This window comes from Arthrobacter sp. UNCCL28 (assembly GCF_900102805.1).
Taxonomy (GTDB): Bacteria; Actinomycetota; Actinomycetes; order Actinomycetales; family Micrococcaceae; genus Arthrobacter; species Arthrobacter nicotinovorans_A.
In genome coordinates, this window is the sequence record NZ_FMWE01000010.1 from 38,093 (window position 1) to 55,911 (window position 17,819).

A 17,819-nucleotide genomic window follows, 5' to 3' on the forward strand; every position below is an offset into this window, starting at 1 on the left:
GGGTCAGGGCTTGATAACAATGCCCCTGAATTGTATGTGACAGCTCCCCGGACCGTGGCTTGATGACGGTGGCCTCAGGATTTGAGGCTGCGCGTCACCGTGAACTTCGGGTTGCGGCCAACCTCCGACGTCGGCCCGATCAGCCTTTCCAACTGGCCGCGGTACTGCAAGTGGCTGTTGTAAACGGTCCACAGTTCGCCACCCGGCGCCAGGACCCGCGAGGCTGCCTCGAACATCTTCAGGGCTGCTCCCGCATGGACGCTGGCCCCGACATGGAATGGCGGGTTCAGCAGGATGAGGTCCGCACTGCCGGGCGCCAGCGTGGAGATGGCGTCATCGTGCAGGACAGCGACCCGCTCCCCCACCCCATTGGCATCGGCGGTACCGCGGGCCGAGGCAACAGCAGCAGCGGATTGATCCGTGGCCAGCACGTTGGCCTCTTCATGCCGCAGGGCATACATGGTGGCCAGTATTCCGGTGCCACACCCCAGGTCCACCACGCGGCGTGCTGAGGGCATCATCTCCAGGTACGTCAGAAGGAAGCGTGTCCCGATGTCAAGGCGCGCGCCGGAGAAGACTGCACCATGCGCGCACACCGTGATTCCCAGCTCCGGCAGCGGTTCCACCACGGGGAAAGGGGGCGTGTCCGGAGCATCTTTGGGGTCCCGGGCAATGAGCACCCTGGATTTCTGCCGGGCCAGTTGGGGTTGGACGGAGGAGAAGTACTTCTCAAGGACCGCGTTCATACCCATCGACATGTGCTTGACCCGGCCACCTGCCAAGACCACCGCATCCTTGGCTGCGAAGCGTGCCACGGCATCGGCAATTTCCTCCAGTTCAGCCAGTGACTTCGGCAGTTGGACGAGGATCAGTCCGGCGTTGGCCAGCAAGTCCGAATCCAACCCGTCCTGCGTGAAGCGGCCTTCCAAACCTGTTGCGGCTGCGTTGCGCTCCAAGGCGAGCCTTCCGGTGGCCAGATCCTGGTGGACACGGACATGCCCGACACCGAGCCCGGCCAGGGCTCCCAGCGTCAGGGCTCCGTAACGGTCCCCCACCACTACCAATTCCGAGCCGTCCTCGAGCATTCCGGCCGCAGTTTCCAACAGAAGGCGATCCGTGGCGTCGTAGGCAAGCAAGTTCTCCGCCGCAACGTCAGGGAGCCTGCTCAACGAGCCAAAAACAGCGTCCAATTCCAATGCCGTCACGATGCAGGTTCTCACTTTCGTTGCCTTTTTGACTCGACTTTGCCAGTGCTTGGGAGGACCCTGAGAGTGCAGCACTCAAACACCTGGTTGTCCCCACACGTGGTGAACCCATCACACCGGCGGCAGGCACGCGTCGCGGTGGCCAAGGAGCCAGGCACCGGGACCATTCCCCATTCCGGCTCCCCCTCCCCTGCGAGAAGCCATGAGTGTCAATGTTGTCACGAACCTTGAAGTAAAGTCCCACAACTCTCCCGATGAAGCCCGGCGCCCGGAAAAGACGGTGCTGGATCTTGTCACGGTGGGAGACTACACAATCGGCCGTATGACCTTTGAACCGGGTTGGAACTGGGCCGACTGCATCAAACCAATAGTTGGTACCGATTCCTGCCAATTGAGCCATGTGGGATTCTGCGTTTCCGGCACGCTGGACGTTGAAACCGACGACGGCGGCCGGGTCAGTATCACCGCCGGCGATTCCTACTCGATCCCACCGGGACACAACGCCCACGTAGTTGGCGACCAGCCGTTCCAGGGTGTCGAGTTCGTCAGCGGTGCCGAATTCGCCAAGCGGCCTGAATAGACCTGCTGCTTCCAGGCAAAGCAAAAAGACCCCGCTCAATTGAGCGGGGTCTTTTTCCGAAGTGGAGCTGAGGGGACTCGAACCCCTGACCCCCTGCATGCCATGCAGGTGCGCTACCAGCTGCGCCACAGCCCCGGATTTGTTCACTCCTTGGCGAAGTTTTTCTCTTCCCGTCGAAGCAACTCGTCAATACTAACCACAATCCCCCGAGAAGAGAAATCGCCTGCGAGTGAACCGCCTCACACTGATGACGGCCCTTGATTGTGGCGTCCGGCAGCCAAGGCGCGCTGGACGAAACCACCGCGCCTCCCCCAAACGGGCTGCCGTCGGGCGCGCTGTAAACAGCCCGCTCCCTAAGAAGTCTAAGATCCATGCCTCCAGAAACCAAACCGTTCAGTCGGTTTAATTGAGGGAACGGAAGTAGGGCCGATGATAGCGTTATGGGGTTCCCGCAGCACTTCGCCCGGGCAATGCCCGCGGATCATCGCGTCCCGCGCAATTACTGGAAAGGTCACTCACCGCCGATGCAGCAACGTGCACAGGACACCCGCCTGGCAGTCATCGAAGGTGCGGCACGGGTGTTTGCGGACATCGGGTACGGAAACGCCAGCCTGGCCGACATCACCAGACGTGCGGGCGTGACCAAAGGCGCACTCTACTTTCACTTCACTTCCAAACGGGACCTTGCCCTGGCCGTGATCGACGAGCAACACGCCTTGGTACAGGCTGCCGGCGCCGACATTGCATCCTCCGACAACCCGGCCCTGGAAAAACTCATCGGACTCTGCAGAATGTTCGGGCAGCAACTTTTGGATGTCCCCATTGTGCAAGGTGGTATCCGACTCACCTTCGAGGCCTCCGCCTTCCAAGCTGACGTATCCGGCCCTTACCAGGATTGGATCACCACGGCCGAGCAGTTGCTGGTCCAAGCCCAGGCGGAGGGCGATGTCCGGGCCGACCTGGACGCTGCAGCCTTTTCCCGCTACCTGGTTTCCTCCTTTACAGGAGTCCAGATGGTCTCCGAGGTCCTCACCGGGCGGGACGATGTCATGGCAAGAATCGAGCAGATGTGGGGCTTCATGCTGCCGGCATTGGCGTCAGGCGCCGACAAGTAATCACCCGCGCCCAAGGCGGAGCCTTGCTTCGTCCGCCGGGGCAGTTCGCGCCGCCGGGGCAGTTCGCGCCGCGGGGGCAGTTCGTAAAGCTACCTTCCGGGGACAGCAAAAGGGTCCTGCCTTCCTTGAGGAAAGCAGGACCCTTGATGGTGGAGCTGAGGGGACTCGAACCCCTGACCCCCTGCATGCCATGCAGGTGCGCTACCAGCTGCGCCACAGCCCCATATTCTTGCTGCTTCGCGGTCAACATTTCAGCCATCCGCGCCGAAGCAACTCAAATATCTTAGAACAGCATTTCCGAAAATTCCAAATCGGGAATATTCGGTTGCCGTCATTCCCTAGTGCTCGGAGTCCTCCGCAGAAACAGCCTTTGCCGAGGCGTCGTCACCGAGCTCCAGGTCAACTACAGGGCAGTCCTTCCAGAGGCGTTCCAAGGCGTAGAACACCCGATCCTCAGCGTGCTGGACGTGGATCACGATGTCTGCGTAATCGAGCAGAACCCAGCGGCCCTCCGAGCGACCCTCGCGGCGTACGGGACGAAGATCCTGCTTGAGAAGTTCTTCCTCAATGCCATCCACGATTGCATTGACCTGGCGCTCCGTAGGAGCAGAAGCAATCAGGAAGATGTCGGTAAGAGCCAACCGCTCGCTGACATCCAGGGCTACGATGTCCTCGGCAAGCTTATCGGCAGCGGCACGCGCGGCGTGGCGGGCGAGAGTGATGGATTGTTCATGTGCAGACACGGGGACTCCTTGTTGTGGCCTGTGGCCTTGATGTGGCGTATGCCGGGATAAAGCGGAACTAGCCGCTGGTGATCATGATGATGCCGACGATGAGCGCAACCAGGCCCAAAGCCAAAACACCGTACTGCAGGAGCCTGTTGCGCTGCGCCCTGGCCAGTCCCGCCGTATTGGCGTCCAATGGATCCAGCCCGTAAGCGGTGCTGGCGGAAATTGGTGGTCGCTGCGTGTCTTCGCTGGGCTCTACTGAGGCAACAGGCTTTTTCCTGGCCGACCTGGCAACAGCTTCAGCACGGGCAAGAACTCCTGCACGGCCCCGGGAAGCCGGCTTCTTGACCTGCGGCTGGTCCACTGCTGGACCTGCTGAGGTAATCAGGGGCACAAAGGTGGTGCTGGGACGCTTCATGACCGGGCGCTCAACACCAGGAACCTTGACGAACTCCAAAGGAGTCACCATGGCAAGGTTGTTGGCGGTGGACGGACCGGAAGTGGCCGCCTGCGACTTGGCCTGGCCAGACTTGGTGTGCTCGGCCTTTTGTTGCCCGGCCCTTTGTTGCTCGGCCTGGTTCTGATCGGCGAGCTTTTGCTTGGCTGCAGCACGTTTGTTCAGGACCGCCGCACGCTCGGCCAAGGCAATCTGCTCCGCCAGTACCGTTGGATCAACAGCCAACGGATCCTGCTCGGCAATGTGCTCCAACTTGGCCGTCTGGTTCTGGACCTGCGCGGCAATCAATTCACGGACAGCCAGCGCCTGCTCGACGGACATCCCGGATTCCGCAGCGGCCTCAGGGGCTTTGTCTTGGAGTGGCCCCTGGGCGGCTCCGGCGTTGACGGCCTCAGGCTGGGACGGACCGGGCTGTGCAGAACCGGGTTTGGTCGGACCGGGCTGTGCAGAATCCTGCTGTACCGCACCGGGCTTTGCACCCTCCGCCCTGATGGTGTCGGGCTTGGCAGAACCGGGCTGGTGAGCCGAGGTCTTGGCGGCGTCGGGCTTGGCTGCGTCGGGCTTGGCGGCGTCGGGCTTGGACAAACCCGGCTGGACTGAACCAGGCTGGGCATTGGCTGTCGTGGGGTTGCCGGCCGCCTGCGCGTCAGCTTTTCCGGCCTCGGGCGTCGGGGAACCAGGTTTGGCCGCTTCCTGCGTTGAACCCGCTGCTGGAACGATTGGATTCATCGACGTAGCAACCTCGGCCTGAAGCTGCTGAAGTCGGAGCTGACGCCGGGTGGGAGGCCCGCCGCCGGAAAGTTGTTCTTCCTTGTCCGCAAGTTCCTTGATGGTCCGCAGAGCTGCACGGTCACGTGCCCGGACCTGCGAGGATCGCTCCTGCGCTGCGGTTCCTACTGCATCCACGGGACCATCAGCGGCCCGGCGATTGCGGGCCACGGGACGGTCTGTGCTGTCACCAGTGTTGGTTTTGGCGGGCGACACCGGGTCCCCGGCGGCCGTTGCCGGCGTCTTCGGCTGGGCTGGGCCGCTTGGCTGAGCCGGCGTCTTCGGCTGGGCAGCGCCGCTCGGCTGAGCCGGCGTCTTCGGCTGGGCAGCGCCGCTCGGCTGGGCAGCGCCGCTCGCCTGGGCTGACTGGGCAGCTGCATCTTGTTTCGCTGTTGCCTCTTGCTGCGCTGATGCCTCTGGCTGTGCCGTGCCCTCAGCCTGCTCTTCCCGGGCGCGGCGAAGCTCACGCCTGCTGCGGATGGGTCGCTGTTCCTGGCTGCTCATTAAAAACTCATTCAGTACGTGCTTGGTCGTCTGATCCGGATAGTGCTGGCGTCAGCTCCCCGGCTGGAGGCTGGGGTGCGTACAGTCCATACTTTGCGATGTATTGCACCACGCCGTCAGGCACGAGGTACCAGACAGGGTTGCCTGCGCCTACGCGGATGCGGCAATCCGTGGAAGAGATCGCCATGGCAGGGACTTCGAGCAAGCTGACGTCATCAGTTCGCCCGAGGTCGTTCAGTTCATGTCCGGGACGGGTGACCCCGACAAAGTGCGCCAGGGACCACAACTCGTCCACATCTTTCCAGGACAGGATCTGGGCCAGGGCATCAGCTCCGGTGATGAAGAACAGGTCTGCATCTGGACGCTGGGCCCGAAGATCACGAAGGGTGTCAATGGTAAACGTGGGCCCGGGACGGTCAACGTCCACCCGGCTCACCGTGAACCTCGGGTTGGAAGCCGTGGCGATCACTGTCATCAGGTACCGGTGCTCCGGCTCGCTGACGAGCTTGTGCGATTTCTGCCAAGGCTGTCCCGTGGGCACGAAAACCACTTCGTCGAGTCCGAACTTGGCTGCTACTTCACTGGCAGCCACAAGGTGGCCGTGATGAATGGGATCGAACGTTCCACCCATCACGCCCAGCCGGAGCCTGCGCCCCGACTCCCCACGTGGTGTTGCGGCAATAATGTTAGTGGCCCTGCCCGTGGGTGTGCTTGTTCGGGTGCTGGCGGTGCGGGTCAGCGTGCTCTTCAACAGCCTCGTGGCGGTTGCCCAGGTTGGTGTAGGAGAGAGTGACGAACATGAGGACAAGCAGGAACGCGAACATCACGATGCCAAAGACCCAAGGCTCTGCCCACAGGGGTGCGAGTTCCTCGTGGCCGCCGCCTTCAGTTTCGGCGGCAATGGACGTGGCGATCTGCTGAAACAGCATCTTCTCCCCTAGTTGGTTCTCAAAGGTTTTGCACGGCGGGGCTTCCCGACGTTCCGGACTTCTGTTCTATGTTACCGCGTTGCTAGCTGCGGACTTGGCCTTCGCCTTGGACGATCCACTTGGTGGTAGTCAGCTCAGTGAGTCCCATGGGACCGCGCGCGTGCAGCTTCTGCGTCGAAATGCCGACCTCGGCACCGAGTCCCAGTTCACCGCCGTCGGTAAACCGCGTGGAAGCGTTCACGATCACCGCTGCAGAATCGATTTCCGCGATGAATTTCTCGGCGTTCGCGAGGTTGTTGGTGAGGATCGCCTCGGTGTGCCCCGTTGTCCACGTGCGGATGTGGTGGAGTGCCTCATCCAGGTTGTCCACCATGGCTACCGCCAAGTCAAGGTCCATGTACTCGGTGGCCCAGTCGTCGTCGTCCGCGGGAACGGTTTCAACGTCCGCACCCAACGCAGCGGCAACCCTCTCGTCCACATGGAGCGTCACCCCGTGTGCGCGCAGGGCCTTGGCGACAGCAGGAAGCACCGTTGCACGGGAGTGCACCAGAAGGGTCTCCACCGTGTTGCAGACACTGGGGCGCTGCGTTTTGGCGTTAAGGAGGATCTCCACGGCCATTTCTTCACTTGCCGACTCATCGATGAAGATGTGGACGTTGCCTTCGCCTGTTTCAATGACGGGCACGGCAGAGTTGGTCACAACCGTCTGGATGAGGTCGCGCCCACCACGGGGTATGAGGACATCCACGCGGCCGCGGGCACGCATGAGCACGTTGGCGCCTTCGCGGCCGTACTGGTCCACGGTCTGGACAGCATCGGCCGGCAAGCCCACGGAGTCCAGTGCTTCCCGAAGGATCCGCACCAGCGCTTCATTGGTGTTCGCAGCAGCGGAGCCGCCACGGAGGATCACGGCGTTGCCGCTTTTCAGGGCCAGGCCAGCGATGTCGACTGTGACGTTGGGGCGTGCCTCGTAGATTGCGGCCACCACGCCCATGGGCACGTTGACCTGCCGCAGCCGGAGGCCGTTGGGGAGCGTCTGTCCGCGAACCACGTTTCCCACGGGATCGGGCAAACCGGCAAGGTTTTCCAGCGCGGCAACGAGGCCGTCAATCCGGGCAGGCGTCAGGGTCAATCGGTCCAGGAGTGCTGCCGAGGTCCCATTGGCGCGGCCCACGGCGATGTCCTTGGCGTTGGCCTCCAAAACATGCTGCCGGTTCTCCACCAAGGCAGTTCCAATGGCGCGCAGCGCACGGTCCTTCCAGGCGCGGTTTGCCTGGCCCATGCGGCGGGCGGCCTTACGGGAACGGTCGGCAATGGCGTGGACTGCGGCTTGGACATCCTCCGGGGAGAGCGGAGCGCCTCCTGCCACAGGGTTCTCCGGCGTGATACCGGCAGCACCGGAAACGTCGGAGATCACAGGGGCATCAGGGGTCAGCGCTTCAGTCATGCTCCAAGTTTAGATGAGCGGGACGTCCGGAGGAGCACCAAATCATCAACATGAACAACTTCGCGGTCGTAGCCCCGGCCCATCGACTGCCCGAGCTCCTGGGTAGTGCGCCCCAGCATGCGTGGAAGTTCGTCCGAGGAGTAGTTCACCAGCCCACGTGCCACCACGGTTCCGTCGTGTGCCACCATCTCCACGGGGTCGCCTGCTTCGAAGTCACCGCTTACCTCCGAAATGCCCGCAGGAAGGAGTGACCTATGCCGTTCGCGTACGGCTTTGACCGCACCGTCGTCGAGCATTAACCGTCCTTGAACCGTAGCCAGGTGCGCCAACCACAAAAGCCGGACGGGCTTGCGGTTGCCGTTGACCGAGAACCAGGTCCCCACGTCCTCCCCCGCCAAGGCGGCTGCGGCATTGGCGGTGGACGTTACCAGGGCATGGATGCCGGAGCCGGCCGCGATCGAGGCCGCCTCAACCTTGGTCATCATTCCACCGGTTCCGACGCCGGCCTTGCCGGCCTTGCCGATGGTCACATCGGCGAGGTCCTGGGGACCTTGGACCAGCGGAATACGCTTGGCACCCTGGGACGGCGGACCGTCGTAGAGGGCGTCGACGTCGGACAGCAGCACCAAGGCATCGGCGCGGACCAGGTGTGCCACCAGGGCGGCCAGGCGATCGTTGTCGCCGAACCGGATCTCGTGGGTAGCCACAGTGTCGTTTTCGTTAACCACCGGCACTACGCCGAGGTTCAGCAGCCGGTCCAGGGCCCTGAAGGCGTTGGTGTGCTGGGTGCGGCGCATCAGGTCGTCCGCGGTCAACAACACTTGGCTGACCGTCACGCCATGGGCACTGAAGGCCTGCGTGTAGCGGGCCATCAGCAGTCCTTGGCCCACACTGGCAGCAGCTTGCTGCGTTGCCAGGTCCTTTGGCCGTTTGGCCAACCCCAAGGGAGCAAGGCCAGCGGCGATTGCCCCGGAGGAAACCAGGATAATTTCGGTGCCGGCATTGCGCTTCTCTGCCAAGGCATCCACCAGGCCTGCCAGGGATTTTTCCGAAATACCGCCCTTGATGCTCGTCAGGGAAGAGGAACCGACCTTGACTACAATTCGCTTGGCGGTGGCGAGGGCCTGGCGTTCAAGGCCCTCGGCCGTGCCAGGAGCGTCGATGGTCCTAGTCGTCATCACCGGAGTCCAGTGTGCTCTCCCTCACAGTCTGGGCGCGGCGGCCACTGACGGATTCGGTCCAGATGCCTGCCTTGCGCTCGGCTTCAAGTTCTGCACGCGCGGCTGCTTTTGCTTCGCGGCGCTCGATCTGCTCATCACGCTTCTGCGAACGCGTGGGGCGATCGCCAATGTCGGCAACGCGGATGTCGGTACCACGGGGGGTGGCCAGGAGTTCGGCACCGGCCATCATGGTGGGCTCCCAGTCGAACACGACGCCGTCGTCCTCACCGATGACCACGGTATCGCCCGGCTTGGCGCCAACTTTGAAGAGCTCCGTTTCAACACCCAGCTTGGCCAGTCGGTCTGCAAGGTAGCCGATGGCCTCTTCGTTGGTGAAGTCGGTCTGCTTGACCCACCGCACGGGCTTTTCGCCCAGGACGCGGAACAGCGGCTCGAGGTTCTTTTCCTCGCGGCGGATCTTGAAGCCGGATTCGTTGACTGCGCGCGGCCTGAGGACGGGCGGGGCCACCTTGGGAGGTGCGACTGCCACAGCATCCCGGGCAGCCTTGACGATCTCGGCCATCGCAAATCCGAGCTGGCGCAGGCCCTCATGGCTGGTAGCTGAGACTTCGAAGACACGGTAGCCGCGTGCTTCCAGGTCCGGACGGACGAACTCGGCCATATCCTTGCCATCAGGAAGGTCAACCTTATTGAGGACCACAAGCTTGGGGCGCTCGTTGAGCGGTACGACTTCGCCGTCAACTCCCGCGTAGCTCATGTCAACCGCGTACTTCTCCAATTCCGCCTCGATAATGGCGAGGTCGGACAAAGGATCGCGGTCCGATTCAAGGGTTCCGCAGTCCAGAACGTGCACCAGTGCGGCGCAGCGCTCAACGTGGCGGAGGAAGTTGTGGCCAAGGCCCTTGCCTTCGCTGGCGCCCTCAATCAACCCGGGAACATCGGCGATAGTGAAGCGGATATCTCCGGCCTGGACCACACCAAGGTTGGGAATGAGGGTGGTGAAGGGGTAATCGGCGATCTTCGGCCGGGCAGCAGACATCGCAGCGATGAGGCTGGACTTGCCGGCGGAGGGGAAGCCGACCAGCGCGATATCGGCGATGGACTTCAGTTCCAGGACGATATCGCTGGATTCGCCTTCGATACCGAGCAGCGCAAATCCGGGAGCCCTGCGCTTCTGGGACGAAAGGGAGGCATTGCCAAGGCCGCCTTGGCCGCCTGCAGCAGCAATGAATTCAGTACCCTCGCCCACGAGGTCAGCCAGGACTTCGCCGTCCTTGGTCTTGACCACGGTGCCATCAGGAACCGGAAGGATCAGGGTCTCGCCGTTCTTGCCGCCGCGCCAGTCACCCATGCCCGGGCCACCATTGGTGGCGTGGCGGTGGGGTGCGTGGTGGTAGTCAAGCAGGGTGGTGGTCTGGGCGGATACCCGGAGGATGACATCGCCGCCGTTGCCGCCGTTGCCGCCATCAGGGCCACCGAGGGGCTTGAACTTCTCCCGCTTGACAGAGACACAGCCGTGGCCGCCGGTTCCGCCGGATACGTGCAGTACTACCCGGTCTACAAAGCTAGCCACGTGGATCTCCTCATTTGCTGTCCTACAGCGTTTGTTGCTGTTGCCAGCGTTGTTGCAAAAACCAGCGCGCCCAAAGCGCCCTAGTCGATTGTAATGCGGTTAAAAGAACGGTGGAGCGGGCCGTTTGGCCCGCTCCACCGGTTCAGAACTTGTTGTTACTCTGCAGCTGCAGCAGCAACGATGTTCACTACGCGACGGCCGCGGCGAGTACCAAACTCAACCGCACCGGCCTGCAGGGCGAACAGGGTGTCGTCGCCACCGCGGCCAACGCCTGCACCGGGGTGGAAGTGGGTGCCACGCTGGCGAACGATGATTTCGCCTGCGGAAACTACCTGACCACCGAAGCGCTTGACGCCCAGGTACTGTGCGTTGGAGTCACGACCGTTGCGAGTGGAACTCGCGCCTTTTTTGTGTGCCATGTGAAATGCCTGCCTCTAAATTTCTGGGGAAACTGAAAAACCTGAACAGCGGGTAACGAAAGTTACGCGATGCTGGTGATCTTGATCTTGGTCAGTTCCTGACGGTGACCCTGACGCTTCCGGTAGCCGGTCTTGTTCTTGAACTTCTGGATGACGATCTTCGGACCACGAAGGTCTTCGAGGATCTCAGCCGTAACCTTGACGTTGGCCAGTTCCGCAGCTGCGGAGGTGACCTTGTCGCCGTCAACCAGGAGCAAGGCGGGCAGCTCAAGCGTGCTGCCGGCTCCACCGGGGACGCGGTTAAGCGTTACGTAGTCTCCAACGGAAACTTTTTCTTGGCGGCCGCCTGCGCGGACAATCGCGTACACCACTTGGGTACTCACTTCTCTCGACGTTTATAACTAAATTTGCGTGCGGAACCTTGAACCGGAATCAGGCTTGGTTCGCGCTGTGCCTCAACGCCGTGGACTTCTGATCGAAGTCCGCGAGTCATCCCATGAACAATTCCAAGGGGCATAACCCAAGTGTTGGCGTAAGCACCGAAGATCAAGATTACGCTAGTTTGACCTTCAGCTGCAAATGAGGCCGGGTCCGGAGGCTACCACGTGACTTGCGTCACCAGATGAAACGGACTCTCCCGGCACCGTGCCCATACAGCCTACAGGGTTTGAGGCCGATTAGCGTGATTGGGTCCGCGACGCGCTGTGGGCGAGTTGCGGATCCAGTCCAAAAGCCCTCTCCCACAGCCCTCAGGCAAAAGCTCCCGGGGCATCGAAGAACGCCGTCTCGTAGCGGCAGGACAAGGCAAAAGCCTCCACCATGGCCGCCCGCTCCCCCTCCGACGCTGCAGCTGCAGCCGCGTCAGTGAAGTTGATCGCATTCCTGGTGGCTGCGGCAAAGTCCTCGTCGGCATAGGTCCGGAGCCAGTCCGCATAGGGATGCCCTGCCGGGGACCCTGCCTCTACAAAAGCCGCATTGAGCTGCTGGCCAACCTCCGCGTACAGCCAATAGCAGGGCAGGATGGCTGCGAGAACCAAGGAGTAGCTGCCGCTGGCCGAGGCCGCCAGCAGATGATCCACGTAGGACTTGGTGACCGGCCCGGTCCCCGAGGATGCCTCGCGGGTGCTGAGCCAGTTCCTGTGCAGTTCCGATTCCACCTCAAGGCATTGCTGCGAGGCTTTCGCCCAGAACAGTTGCTCTTCTTCCGTGGGGGCCAGAGCGCCCGCACGCGCCAGCACCCTGGAGTACCCGTTGAGGTAGATGGCGTCCTGGGCGAGGTAGTAGTTGAACGCAGCTTCCGGGAGTTTGCCCGATTTCAGGCCCTCAATGAACCCGAGCTTGTAGATTGCCTCCAGCTCCACAGTGGCTTCCTTCCATAGCGTCGCGGCAAAATCCCCTCGCCTCAGGACCCTCTGGTGATGAAAATGGTGGACCGGACCGTTTCCGAGCCCCACCTCGAGGCTGTCAGCCTTGAGCAAGGCCCCAAGCAACCACGGCTTGACCTCGCGCAAGGACACTTCCCAGTCGCCGGTACGGGCCTGGACAGTGGCCAGCGCCGAGGACAACGAGCATCCTGTGCCATGGCTGTTCTGTGTATCCACCCGGGGGCCGGCTACCTCAATGACGTCCTGGCTCAGGAGTCCGCTGGTGTTCACCAGCGCGTCCGGGCATTCGGACCCCGCCAAATGGCCGCCCTTCACCAGGACTGTATTGCCGCACTCAGCGGCGAGTCGTTTTCCCTGATCCAATGCCGAAGCCCAGTCGGCCGCCTCAGCCTCCCCCAACAGCATGGCAAGTTCGGGCAGGTTGGGCGTGATGAGGTCAGCCAAGGGAAGCAGGGCACGCAAAGCCGACTCGGCCGATCCCTGCAGGAGCCTGTCACCACTGGTAGCCACCATCACCGGGTCAAGGACCACGACGGCGGGACGCACCTGCTCGAGCCAGCGGCGGACCTCATCGATGACCGCTGCGTCACCGAGCATCCCGATTTTGACGGCATCGATGGCGATGTCCGTGCTGATGGCCTCCAACTGCAGCCGCAGGAATTCCACCGGGGGTACATGGACCGCGCTGACTCCTTTGGTGTTCTGCGCCGTCAACGCGGTCAATGCCGCCATGCCATAGCCGCCGTGGGCTGCAATGCTCTTCAGATCAGCCTGGATACCCGCACCACCGGAGGGGTCCGAGCCCGCGATGCTCAGCACCCGGGGGGTTTCCCGTCCGGAAACGGCCAGAGGGTACACAGGAGAGTACGACGATAACGTCATGGGGACATCCCTTCGCCGGTGCTAACCGGACAGGTTCAACGGGTCTGGATCTCAGCCTGGCCCAATGCCCGGCACCCCGTGTCAGTCCACCAGCGTAGCCGGGATGCACAGCGGCCGGGGAACTTCGCCACGCTGAAGACCGGATATGACCGCTGGGGCGGACGGCAAAGGGCCCCGCAGTACCCGTCGGCGACGGTCTACTGCAGGGCCCTTTGTTGTCGAAATACTAGAGCTCGGAGGCCGGTACGCCCACCCCGAGGATGATGGGCTCCGCGGACGCGGCCTTCGTGGCTGGCTCTGAAGGTGCTTTGGCCTCGTGCGATGTTCCGCCGGCAGCTGAAGCAGTAGCCTCGTGGTGCTCGACGCTGGTTTCGTTGGCCGCGCCCTGCGCCCGGCTGGCACTGCGGTTACGACGCCCACGGCGGGAGCCCGACGTCGGCGCAGCATCATGGCCTGCATCCGCAGGCCTGGCTACGGCGACCGCGGGTGCGGCAGCCGCCTTGGGAGGGACTACTTCTTCCGGCTTTTCGGCAGGAGCCGCACCAAGGTGTGAGAAGGCCTCTGCCAGGAGGTCCAGGCTCATGGCCGGCTTGGCTGCCGGCGGTTCCTCGTGGTGTTCCCCGATCGGCAGCGCTACTTCTTCGCCGCCGAAACGCAGGACCGGAGTGGACCGTGCTTCACGGACAGCTGCTTCCCGCTCTGATTCACGAGCGGCCGGCTCTCCAGCCTCGCTCCGGGCTGCCTGCCCGGCGCTTGCCTGCTGCTGACCGGTTGCCCGTGCCTGCTCCTCCGCGCGGTGAACTTCGTCGTCGTGCAGGTGGGCTGCGTGCGCGGCGGCAGCGATGGTGGCCAGTGCCGCCCGGGTGGCCTCGGCTTTGGCCTGCTTGGCCGGGTCCTGCGGCTCAGTCGAAACAGGAGCTGCAGCCGGAGCGGGTGGTGCGGTGTGGACCTGCGCGGGGACCTCGGCGACGGGTTGTCCGCCGCCCTTGCCGCGGCGACGCTTGCGCTCCGTGCGGGCTGCGGGTTGCTGGGCCTCAGTGTGGGGACGGTGCTGCTCAGCTGCCACAACGTTGGCGCGGCGGTGCTCCACGGGTTCGTCGTGGGTGACGACGCCGCGGCCTGCGCAATGCTCGCACTGCTCACCAAAGACCTCCAGGAGGCCTGTGCCCATGCGCTTGCGGGTCATCTGGACCAAGCCCAAGGACGTCACTTCGGCTACTTGGTGCTTGGTGCGGTCGCGGCCAAGGCACTCAACCATGCGGCGGAGGACGAGGTCGCGGTTGGACTCAAGGACCATGTCGATGAAGTCGATGACGATGATGCCGCCAATGTCACGGAGGCGAAGCTGGCGGACAACTTCCTCAGCGGCTTCGAGGTTGTTCTTGGTGACCGTTTCCTCAAGGTTGCCGCCACTGCCGGTGAATTTACCGGTGTTGACGTCTACCACTGTCATGGCTTCGGTGCGGTCGATGACCAGCGAACCGCCCGAGGGGAGGAACACCTTGCGTTCCAGTGCCTTGTGGATCTGCTCGTCGATACGCCAGGCAGCAAAGATGTCCTGGTCCTTGGTCCACTTCTCAAGGCGGCCCACCAGGTCAGGGGCAACGTAGGTAACGTACGCCTCAATGGTGTCCCAGGCGTCGTCGCCGGAAACGATCAGTTTGGAGAAGTCCTCATTGAAGACATCACGTACCACCTTGATGGTCAGGTCCGGCTCGCCGTAAAGCAATTCCGGAGCCAGGACCTTGGTGGACGAGGCCTGTCCCTCAATGCCTTCCCACTGTGCGCGAAGGCGGTTGATGTCGTGCGTCAGTTCCTCTTCGGATGCGCCCTCGGCAGCCGTGCGGACAATGACGCCGGCGTTTTCCGGCAGGCGGTCCTTCAGGATGCGCTTGAGGCGGTTGCGTTCGACGTCGGGCAGTTTGCGCGAGATGCCGGTCATGGATCCACCGGGAACGTACACAAGATACCGGCCGGGCAAGGAGATCTGGCTGGTCAGCCGGGCACCCTTGTGGCCTACGGGGTCCTTGGTGACCTGGACCAGGACCGAGTCGCCGGACTTCAGGGCATTTTCGATCCGGCGGGGCTGTCCCTCAAGGTTCACAGCATCCCAGTTCACTTCACCGGCGTACAGGACCGCATTGCGGCCGCGTCCGATATCCACGAAGGCAGCTTCCATGGACGGTAGGACGTTCTGGACCTTGCCCAGGTAAACGTTGCCGATCAAGGAGTCCTGCTGGGTCTTCGAGACGAAGTGCTCAGCAAGAACCCCGTCTTCCAGGACGCCGATCTGAATTCTGTCGTCCCGCTGCCGGACGATCATCTGGCGGTCCACTGATTCGCGACGAGCCAGGAACTCGGCCTCGGTGATCACCTGGCGGCGGCGTCCGGTCTCACGCGACTCACGACGACGCTGCTTCTTCGCTTCAAGCCTGGTGGAGCCCTTGACACTGGCAACACGGTTCGATGGTGCAGTCTCCGTGATGGGCCGCGGGGCACGGACGCGCGTCACTGTGTTGGGCGGGTCGTCATCCGTTCCACCGGTCAGTTCAAGGTCCTGGTCACCACGGCGGCGGCGGCGACGACGACGGGAAGTGACACCTTCGTCCGAGGTTTCAGCAACCGGAGCTTCTTCGTCCTCGGACTCGGCACCCTCTTCGGTCTCGTTTTCCTCGCGCTCGGTTCCGCGCCGGCCACGGCGGCCACGGCTCCGGCGGCGACGACGACTGCCGGCATCCTCCAGCTCATCCTCTGCGCCGGATCCGGTTTCTTCCTCCGGTTCTTCTTCCTTCTCCTCCACGGCTGCTACACGGGGAACAGTGGTGAGATCAGGGGCCTGGAAAATCATTGACGTGATGGAAACAGGCTCCAGGAAGAGCGAGGACGAACCTGCAGCGGCAGCTTCCTCCGGGGTTTCCTCAAGGGGAGCCGTCTCAGGGGTTGCTGCCGTCCCGGCTGCTTCAGCGGCAGGCGCGGCTGGCTGGGAGCCGGCGTCCGGCGTCGTGGGTTCAACGGCGGTTTCCGCCGCGGCCTCCACAACGGTTGGTGCTTCCCCAACCACCGGCGCTTCTGCCTCGGCCTTGGGTTTGGCAGTACGACGACGGCGGACCGGCTTTTCGGGGGCGGGTTCGGCAACGGCTTCGGGCGGGTTCCCTGCAGCGGCTTCCGGCGCGGCAGCAACTTCCTCGCCCAAGCCCGGCAGTGGCTCGGCAGGTTCGGCCTTCTTACGTGAGCGGGTACGCCGAACGGGCGCAGCGGGAGCTTCGGCGGCTTCCGGTGCTGTGGCGGCCTGGCCGGCTTCAACCACAGGTGCTTCGGCGGCCTGCGCTTCTACCCCGGCTGCGACTTTGGGCGCAGCCTTGCGCCGGGTCCGGGTGGCTTTCTTTGGCGCTTCCGCAGTTTCCGCGGGAGCTGCCTCGTCATTAACGGCTACAACTTGGTCATTATCCATATGTGGCAACACTCCTGCCCCAGCGACACCGCCACATCCGGTGCCCAGTGGGGCAAATATTGTCAAAACCCGCAGGCGTTGACAGAAGTCGGTAGTATGCCTTCCGGTTCGCACCATCATTGGGGTGCGGCAGCCCTGGAAGGCCGGCGCCAATGTTCTGAAACCCGTTGTTCTGCTGCCACAACCAGGTGCCGTCCATTGTCATGGCGGGCCTTCCAAGGATCACTGGATCCAGGCATGCCCAGCTCATACTGGCGGTCTTGGGAACAAAGTCACCGGACCGGATTCCGAATGTGGATCGGGTTCCGGCCATGCTCATTGTCTCACACCCGTTCACCTTCCCACGGTAGGGCGCTGTGTCGTGCGGTTCAACGGAGCCGCCGCAGCCGGAAGCTGGGGGTACTGTCCAGCCTCCGGAGTTACAATCCTCCCAAGAGCCCATACCGGCAAGGCCGGACCATACGTTGAAAAGGACCAGATCCGCGATGCCGAGCACAGCCAGGGGAAACCTGGCACACCAGTCCACCAACTCCGCGGATGATTTGTCCACGCCGGCAGGGCCGCAGCAGTCCCCGATCCCCCGGACTGCCCGGGACAGGCCCTTTGCCCTGCTGCTTCTCATTACCGGGGTGATCGGGTGGCTGGCCTCGGGAGCCTTGGTTCTGGAGAAACTCGAGGTCCTCAAGGACCCCAACCACGTCACGGTGTGCGACGTGAACCCGTGGGTTTCCTGTGGCGCCGTCATGCAGACACCGCAAAGTTCGGTGTTCGGGTTCCCCAACATGTTCATCGGCATTGTCGCCTTTGCCGTCATCATCACCACGGCAATGGGCATTCTGGCGGGCGCGAAGTTCTCACGGGGTTACTGGCTGGGCCTTCAGGCCGGAGTTACCCTCGGCTTTGCCTTCGTTGTTTGGCTGTGGTCACAGGCCCTTTATGCCATCCACGTACTCTGCCCGTTCTGCATGGTGGTGTGGGCAGCCATGATTCCGTTGTTTGTCTGGGTGACCATACGTAACATCACCCACGGAGTCATCAAGGCCCCGCCTGCCCTGGCAAAGCTGCTGGGCGACTCGGGCTGGATCATCGTGGCGCTCCTGTACGTTGCCGTCATCGCCACCATCTTTTTCTCCTTCATCCACATCTTCGTGGGTTCAAACGCCTAGGGAGAATCTTTCCCGAAGTGACAGATAAG

General features: G+C 62.9%; 15 protein-coding genes, 2 tRNA genes and 1 riboswitch. Of the genes, 3 read left to right on the forward strand and 14 right to left on the reverse strand.

Annotation, left to right across the window (positions count from 1 at the left end; translation table 11 throughout):
* Nucleotides 1–74: 74 nt before the first annotated feature.
* Entirely contained in the window at nt 75–1,220 is a 1,146-nt protein-coding gene (locus tag BLQ01_RS19910) for a class I SAM-dependent methyltransferase (protein WP_254779548.1), read from the reverse strand.
* A 187-nt stretch (nt 1,221–1,407) separates the two neighbouring features.
* Here BLQ01_RS19910 and BLQ01_RS19915 point away from each other — a divergent pair, with 187 nt between their 5' ends.
* Nucleotides 1,408–1,785 (forward strand): cupin domain-containing protein, encoded by a 378-nt coding sequence (locus BLQ01_RS19915; protein ID WP_026548197.1) that lies wholly within the window; start codon nt 1,408–1,410, stop codon nt 1,783–1,785.
* Nucleotides 1,786–1,847: 62 nt separating this feature from the next.
* Here the strand turns inward: BLQ01_RS19915 and BLQ01_RS19920 are convergent.
* Nucleotides 1,848–1,920, reverse strand: a tRNA-Ala gene (locus BLQ01_RS19920).
* 389 nt (nt 1,921–2,309) lie between these two features.
* Here BLQ01_RS19920 and BLQ01_RS19925 point away from each other — a divergent pair.
* The gene (locus BLQ01_RS19925; RefSeq protein ID WP_091553901.1) at nt 2,310–2,900 is read left to right on the forward strand and encodes a ScbR family autoregulator-binding transcription factor; all 591 of its coding nucleotides are present in this window, start codon (nt 2,310–2,312) and stop codon (nt 2,898–2,900) included.
* 147 nt (nt 2,901–3,047) lie between these two features.
* Here the strand turns inward: BLQ01_RS19925 and BLQ01_RS19930 are convergent.
* The 12 genes from BLQ01_RS19930 to BLQ01_RS19985 form a co-directional block, all read right to left on the reverse strand.
* Nucleotides 3,048–3,123 (reverse strand) — tRNA-Ala (locus BLQ01_RS19930).
* A 115-nt stretch (nt 3,124–3,238) separates the two neighbouring features.
* Entirely contained in the window at nt 3,239–3,643 is a 405-nt protein-coding gene (gene rsfS / locus BLQ01_RS19935) for a ribosome silencing factor (RefSeq protein WP_091553904.1), read from the reverse strand.
* 58 nt (nt 3,644–3,701) lie between these two features.
* Complete coding sequence (locus BLQ01_RS19940; protein ID WP_254779552.1) at nt 3,702–5,024, reverse strand: hypothetical protein; 1,323 nt, start codon at nt 5,022–5,024, stop codon at nt 3,702–3,704.
* Nucleotides 5,025–5,364: 340 nt separating this feature from the next.
* On the reverse strand, nt 5,365–5,997 hold the full coding sequence (gene nadD, locus BLQ01_RS19945; protein WP_272944994.1) for a nicotinate-nucleotide adenylyltransferase: 633 nt from the start codon (nt 5,995–5,997) through the stop codon (nt 5,365–5,367).
* Nucleotides 5,998–6,043: 46 nt separating this feature from the next.
* A complete protein-coding gene (locus tag BLQ01_RS19950; protein ID WP_026542409.1) occupies nt 6,044–6,286 on the reverse strand; it encodes a hypothetical protein in 243 nt (80 codons plus the stop codon).
* An 82-nt stretch (nt 6,287–6,368) separates the two neighbouring features.
* Nucleotides 6,369–7,733, reverse strand: a complete 1,365-nt coding sequence (locus BLQ01_RS19955) for a glutamate-5-semialdehyde dehydrogenase (RefSeq protein WP_091553905.1) — start codon at nt 7,731–7,733, stop codon at nt 6,369–6,371.
* Nucleotides 7,730–8,911, reverse strand: coding sequence for a glutamate 5-kinase (gene proB / locus BLQ01_RS19960; protein ID WP_026542407.1), 1,182 nt, complete (start codon nt 8,909–8,911; stop codon nt 7,730–7,732). Before proB ends, BLQ01_RS19955 begins: the two co-directional genes overlap by 4 nt.
* Complete coding sequence (gene obgE / locus BLQ01_RS19965; protein WP_026548199.1) at nt 8,901–10,487, reverse strand: GTPase ObgE; 1,587 nt, start codon at nt 10,485–10,487, stop codon at nt 8,901–8,903. The genes proB and obgE overlap by 11 nt, the downstream gene beginning before the upstream one ends.
* A gap of 155 nt (nt 10,488–10,642) precedes the next feature.
* Nucleotides 10,643–10,906, reverse strand: coding sequence for a 50S ribosomal protein L27 (rpmA, locus tag BLQ01_RS19970; RefSeq protein ID WP_003803426.1), 264 nt, complete (start codon nt 10,904–10,906; stop codon nt 10,643–10,645).
* 62 nt (nt 10,907–10,968) lie between these two features.
* Nucleotides 10,969–11,277, reverse strand: a complete 309-nt coding sequence (rplU, locus tag BLQ01_RS19975; RefSeq protein ID WP_018777818.1) for a 50S ribosomal protein L21 — start codon at nt 11,275–11,277, stop codon at nt 10,969–10,971.
* Between the two features lie 378 nt (nt 11,278–11,655).
* Nucleotides 11,656–13,173, reverse strand: coding sequence for a bifunctional hydroxymethylpyrimidine kinase/phosphomethylpyrimidine kinase (thiD, locus tag BLQ01_RS19980; protein ID WP_091553908.1), 1,518 nt, complete (start codon nt 13,171–13,173; stop codon nt 11,656–11,658).
* Nucleotides 13,164–13,262: riboswitch (TPP riboswitch) on the reverse strand. Its footprint overlaps the gene before it by 10 nt.
* A gap of 137 nt (nt 13,263–13,399) precedes the next feature.
* Nucleotides 13,400–16,624, reverse strand: coding sequence for an Rne/Rng family ribonuclease (locus BLQ01_RS19985; protein WP_254779549.1), 3,225 nt, complete (start codon nt 16,622–16,624; stop codon nt 13,400–13,402).
* Nucleotides 16,625–17,109: 485 nt separating this feature from the next.
* On the opposite strand from BLQ01_RS19985, the gene BLQ01_RS19995 reads away from it, so the two are divergent.
* Entirely contained in the window at nt 17,110–17,790 is a 681-nt protein-coding gene (locus BLQ01_RS19995; RefSeq protein WP_091553914.1) for a vitamin K epoxide reductase family protein, read from the forward strand.
* The last annotated feature ends 29 nt before the right edge of the window (nt 17,791–17,819 follow it).